We start from the raw sequence: 5,231 nt of genomic DNA, 5'->3' as shown, positions 1-5,231 counted from the left end.
GATAAACACAGTAGTTCAGCCAGTTTAAAAAGAGGAGGTGTCCATGGCTTCTCCAGCTTGCAATTGGTGGGTTATCTGGGTTGTTGTTTGGGTAATAGTTGACAGGAATAGCGGGCTCCATACCTTCGCTTAAATCTCGGATATATTCATTATGTAAGGTGTGAGAATCATACTCAGGGTGTCCTGTGACAAAGACATTGCGTTTGTCTTTTGTGGTGGCCAAGTACACACCTGCGACATCCGATGTCGCTAAAATGTCTAAGTCAGTATGCTCTTCTAGAAAGTGAGGCGAAAAATCTGCGTAACGCGAGTGAGGAGCCAAAAACGTGTCATCAAATCCGCGTAAGATAGGGTGAAACTGATGATGGATTTGATGATGATACACGCCTGAAAGTTTTTCTTTACGCGTTTTTTTAGGTAGATCGTAGAGTAGCTTTAACCCTGCTTGCGCAGCCCAGCAAACATAAAGAGTGGATGTCACATGATCTTTTGCCCACTCCATGATGGTTTTGAGATGATCCCAATAAATGACATCTTCAAATTGCACCAAACCTAATGGAGCCCCAGTAATGATCATGCCATCGAAGTTTTTATCTCGCACCATTTCAAATTGGCGATAAAACGTGTCTAAATGTTCAGTTGGCGTATTTTTACTCGGGCGGTTATCAATGCGCAGTAATTCGACGTTAACCTGTAGTGGGCTGTTTGAGAGTAGACGCAGAAACTGAGTTTCAGTCTCTATTTTTTTTGGCATCAGATTAAGGATCAGCACTCTTAAAGGACGTATTTCCTGACTCGCTGCACGCGTTTCACTCATCACGAAGATGTTTTCTGTCCTTAATACATCGGTAGCTGGTAATTGATCTGGAATTCTAATTGGCACGACTTTCTCTCCCTAAGCATAGTCAATCTAGACGTCTATACTTCTAAAGCTAACTTAATTAAGTTTAGATGTCGATACGAAATCCGACTTTTCAATCTACTCTTTACATTATGGTAAACCGTACTCGGGGTTGTCACACAATTGTGACTAAAGCAGAGTTTCTGATGAGATAGGTTTGAAACGCAGTGTGTACTATTTGCTGGTAATTATGCGATCACGTTAATATGTGAAGGTGACTTCGTAGTAAGGAAGTCTCAAATTAATGAGCCATACTAAAAACAATCAGCTCACCATTTTGCATTAATGTGCATGTTTGGAAACATCGTCAGTGGAGGACATTATGTTCGGTATTTTCAAGAGAAAGACAAAGATTCAGAGCATCGCTCAAGAAGTTCCTTGCGTGCTACTGCATTCGTTTGGTGATAAAGACATTTATACGCCGGAAGAGATTGATCAAGCTCTTCAAAAGCTGGGTTATGATAAGAGCAAGGATATCAGTCATTATCAGTATGCGTATGGAATGTTTGCCGATGAAGCCTCTTACGAGCTCCTAGAACTAACGGATGAGCTAGGTAATTATGGTCATTTCCAACGTGAAGTAGGTAAGATGCTACTCAATACACCTGAGCCGATTGATATGCATATCTACTTTGAAATTTCTCGTCAGCACCAAAACGTCAGCCTTTCACCTGGTCATCAAAAAGTAAGCGAAAGTGATGGTGTGTAAACATCGTTAGTGGTATTCCATCGTGAGATGAGTTGGGTATAATGCGCGGCCTAATTATCCGGACATGTTGTCGGTTACATTTCTGTTGAGCGTTAATGCCTTATGTTCAAAATGCTTGTCTCTATGCCACCAATGTTGGCGCTGTCGATAGCGATTGTATGTGAAGTGATTGCCACTTCTTATATTCCCAAAACAGAGCAATTTACGAAAGTAATGCCGAGCACAGTCGTTTTGATTGGTTACGGCATCGCTTTCTTCTTGCTTTCCGTCACAGTGCAAACAATGCCGGTCGGGGTTGTTTATGCCATATGGAGTGGTGCTGGGATCGTTTTGGTTGCGACGGTTGGTTACTTTGTTTACGGACAGCGTCTAGACTTACCAGCCCTAGTTGGTATTGGGTTTATCATCGCAGGTGTGTTGATCGTAAATTTATTATCCAAAACAGTAGGGCACGAATAACGCCACTCTACTTGTTAAGTGAATAAGAAGCCGCAGCGAGAAATTGCTGCGGCTTTTTAGTACAAATTCAATCGCTAATGGCGAGTATTGATATGACGTCTTATTGTTGTATTCATAACGGTCGCATTATGTGATTGAAAAACAGGCATTATTTAGCGCATTGAAAATACAAAGTTATGTTTCTTCAAACTTTAGGAAAGGGCAGTAGATAAATCACTCCGATAGATGTTAACGTGGCGACTCATCTTTACTGCTTTTTCATTCCCTACATATTTCTGCAAAGTTCTTATTGTGTAGTGTGTCGAAGAACCATAGAATCCGCGCGCTTTAATTTATGTTATTAGCGTTATCAATGATAAAAGTGCAGTCCATTATCATTGTTTTTATCACTTATAGATGGGCACATCTGACAATACTTACATGAACAAATACAAAAAGCCTGCTTTCAAGGCCGAATTTCTTTTGCCTCGTTACTGGGGAACGTTAATTATCATTAGCGTGATGTACTTACTTAGCCTCCTTCCTTTTAAAGTTCAACTAGCTTTGGGACGCAACATTGGTCGTTTAGCTATGCGATTCATGAGAAAACGTCAAGTTACGATCAGACGCAATCTTGAGCTTTGCTTCCCTCATATGGAAAAATGCCAACGCGAAGCAATTCTAAAAGACAACATCGACAATACTGGCATCGCACTTTTTGAGACCGCAATGGCATGGTTTTGGTCAGATAAACGGGTAAACAAACACGTCACGATAAAAGGCATGGAGCATCTAGAGGCTTTAGAGAAGTCAGGCAAAGGTGCATTAATGTTGGCCGTACACTCAATGAATCTAGAGTTAGGTGCTCGAGCTTTTGGCATTAAAAAGTCTGGAACCGGTGTTTATCGCCCAAACAATAATCCGTGCTTTGATTATTTTCAGTATAAGGGACGCTCTCGCTCTAATCGTACACTGATTGATCGTAAAAACGTCAAAGCCATGCTTGAATCACTTAAAACGGGTGAGCGGGTTTGGTATGCACCGGACCACGATTATGGTAACCGACGCTCGACATTTGCACCGTTATTTGCCGTTAAAAATGCTTGTACTACGACAGGTACAAGTTTGTTGGTTGATTCTACAGATTGCGCCATTGTGCCTTTTACGATGGTAAGAGGAAAAGACGGACACTATACCCTAACCATTAGTGCGCCCGTCGAAGGTTTCCCGAAAGAGGATCATCAACGCGCCGCCGCATTCGTGAATCAAATAGTTGAAACATCAATCATGGCAAGTCCGAGCCAGTATATGTGGCTTCATCGTCGGTTTAAAACTAGACCAGAGGGTGAGGACTGTTTGTACAAGCCTAGGCTCATCCCTAGCTTGGCATAACACATAGATAGCCTACAAAAAGCCCAAGGAACATACGAACCTTGGGCTTTTACTTTCTATTCTTTTCGCTTTATAAGTAGCGATCTTTTAGGTGAGCTTGAAAGTGTTTAGCATTCAGTGTTTCACCCGTGGCTTGTTTTACCAACTCATCAGTGGTGAATAAGCTCCCTTTACTCCAGATGTTTTCCGAGAGCCAATTGAATATCGGAGCTAAGTCGCCAGAACGAATAACCGCATCTACATCGACGGTTTGTTTCATTGCTGCCATAAATTGTGCAGCGTACATCGCACCGAGCGTGTAGGACGGGAAATAGCCAAAACTTCCGTCTGTCCAATGGATATCTTGCATACAGCCATTTTTGAAGTTTCCTTCGGTTGATAGCCCCAAGTACGCTTTCATCTTTTCGTTCCAGAGTTCTGGTACATCTGTATGTTTGATGACGCCGTTCATGAGATCTCGCTCAATTTCATATCGAAGAATAACGTGAGCAGGATATGTAAGTTCGTCAGCATCTACGCGAATAAAGCCTTTTTCTACGCGAGTGTAAATTTTGGCTAAATTGTCTTTTTCGAATTCACTACCAGAAAAATGGTTAGAAGCCAGTCGAGCGAGGTGATCGATAAACGCGCTGCTTCGTCCTATTTGCATTTCAAAGAAGAGTGATTGTGATTCATGAATACCCATAGAGCGAGCTTCTCCCGCGGGTGTTCCTGATAAATCTTTTGGTAGCCCTTGCTCGTATCGAGCATGGCCAGTTTCGTGGACAATCCCCATCAATGATTGGACAAACTCGTTTTCATTATAACGTGTCGTAATACGTACATCTGTCGGTACACCGCCACAAAATGGGTGGGTACTCTCATCAAGTCGACCGTGTTCAAAATCGAATTGAAGTAGCTTCATGACTTCCAAACCGAGCGCTTTTTGCTTTTCCGCAGGGTAGTGTGCAGTTGGCAATAAGATGTTGTCTGATTGTTGTTTTTCAAGCGCTTCATCGATCAAAGTAGGAAGCCAGGTTTTCACGTCAGCAAAAAGAATGTCTAACGACGCAGACGTTGTGCCAGGTTCATAAACATCGAGCATGGCATCATAAGGAGTCGTGCCATTTGCTTCGGCTCTAATTTGCGCTTCTTCCTGCGATAGCTTTACGACTTCAGCCCAGTTCTTTTCAAAACCAGCCCAGTCATTTTCTCCACGTTGCGTACGCCATGCATGTTCACATTTGGAGCCAGCAAGAGATTGAGCTTGAACTAATGATTCTGGTAGTAAGTTAGCTTGCTGCCACCCACGCTTCATTTCTCTTAGGATAGATTTTTCTTTTGTAGACAGCGTCTCTTCTTCTGCCTGAGCGAAAAGCTCTCCCAAGTGCGGTTGAGTCATTAAAGAATGGATATGTACATCGAGCTCTGCCGTGGCATTCGAGCGTGCTTCAGCGCCACCAGGTGGCATGACCGCCGCTTGATCCCAATCTATGATGGCTGATAGATGCTCAAAATTTGCCACTTTTTTGGAATGTTCAACGAGTTTTGTAAATGCGTTCATGTGACTACTCTTATTCTTTTGTTCTTTCCCTAAACACCCGATAACGGGTCCTTCATATGGTGTTGCACTAAGCAACCTGCGTTAATTTACTAATAATTAACAATTAACTCCAACCCATTGTCCATAAACTCACCCAGTTGTATAGCTCTCTTAAAAAAGAAGCTTGCGAATCTTGTGGATTGGCGGTATTGATGAAGGATTAACAATTAATTATCACGATAATATCTGTCCCTTATACACATCCTAAA

Annotated in this window: 5 protein-coding genes; 3 read left to right on the top strand and 2 right to left on the bottom strand. The window is 42.3% G+C overall.

What is annotated here, in order from left to right; genetic code table 11:
- The coding region (metA, locus tag CAG68_RS03240; protein ID WP_161440786.1) for a homoserine O-acetyltransferase MetA at nt 1-883 on the bottom strand (883 nt) is incomplete at its 3' end.
- Nucleotides 884-1,223: 340 nt separating this feature from the next.
- On the opposite strand from metA, the gene CAG68_RS03235 reads away from it, so the two are divergent.
- The 3 genes from CAG68_RS03235 (at nt 1,224) to CAG68_RS03225 (ending at nt 3,440) form a co-directional block, all read left to right on the top strand.
- Nucleotides 1,224-1,610 carry a DUF6559 family protein gene (locus tag CAG68_RS03235; protein ID WP_005377791.1) on the top strand — a complete coding sequence of 129 codons (387 nt, stop codon included), beginning with the start codon at nt 1,224-1,226 and terminating at the stop codon, nt 1,608-1,610.
- A gap of 123 nt (nt 1,611-1,733) precedes the next feature.
- Nucleotides 1,734-2,069 carry a DMT family transporter gene (locus CAG68_RS03230; protein ID WP_069593657.1) on the top strand — a complete coding sequence of 112 codons (336 nt, stop codon included), beginning with the start codon at nt 1,734-1,736 and terminating at the stop codon, nt 2,067-2,069.
- A 420-nt stretch (nt 2,070-2,489) separates the two neighbouring features.
- Nucleotides 2,490-3,440 (top strand): LpxL/LpxP family Kdo(2)-lipid IV(A) lauroyl/palmitoleoyl acyltransferase, encoded by a 951-nt coding sequence (locus tag CAG68_RS03225; RefSeq protein WP_053303308.1) that lies wholly within the window; start codon nt 2,490-2,492, stop codon nt 3,438-3,440.
- Between the two features lie 70 nt (nt 3,441-3,510).
- On the opposite strand, the gene CAG68_RS03220 is transcribed toward CAG68_RS03225, so the two are convergent.
- Nucleotides 3,511-4,983 carry a carboxypeptidase M32 gene (locus CAG68_RS03220; protein ID WP_005377788.1) on the bottom strand — a complete coding sequence of 491 codons (1,473 nt, stop codon included), beginning with the start codon at nt 4,981-4,983 and terminating at the stop codon, nt 3,511-3,513.
- Between the last annotated feature and the right edge of the window lie 248 nt (nt 4,984-5,231).

Source organism: Vibrio sp. V42_P2S4T144 (assembly GCF_009904715.1).
Taxonomy (GTDB): Bacteria; Pseudomonadota; Gammaproteobacteria; order Enterobacterales; family Vibrionaceae; genus Vibrio; species Vibrio alginolyticus.
This window is presented reverse-complemented; position numbering and strand designations above follow the sequence as displayed.

What these genes read in the sequence shown, in the direction of transcription:
- CAG68_RS03230 (WP_069593657.1), top strand. Translation starts at nt 1,734, where the DNA reads ATGCCACCAATGTTGGCGCTGTCGATAGCGATTGTATGTGAAGTGATT.
- CAG68_RS03235 (WP_005377791.1), top strand. Translation starts at nt 1,224, where the DNA reads ATGTTCGGTATTTTCAAGAGAAAGACAAAGATTCAGAGCATCGCTCAA.
- CAG68_RS03225 (WP_053303308.1), top strand. Translation starts at nt 2,490, where the DNA reads ATGAACAAATACAAAAAGCCTGCTTTCAAGGCCGAATTTCTTTTGCCT.
- CAG68_RS03220 (WP_005377788.1), bottom strand. Translation starts at nt 4,983, where the DNA reads ATGAACGCATTTACAAAACTCGTTGAACATTCCAAAAAAGTGGCAAAT.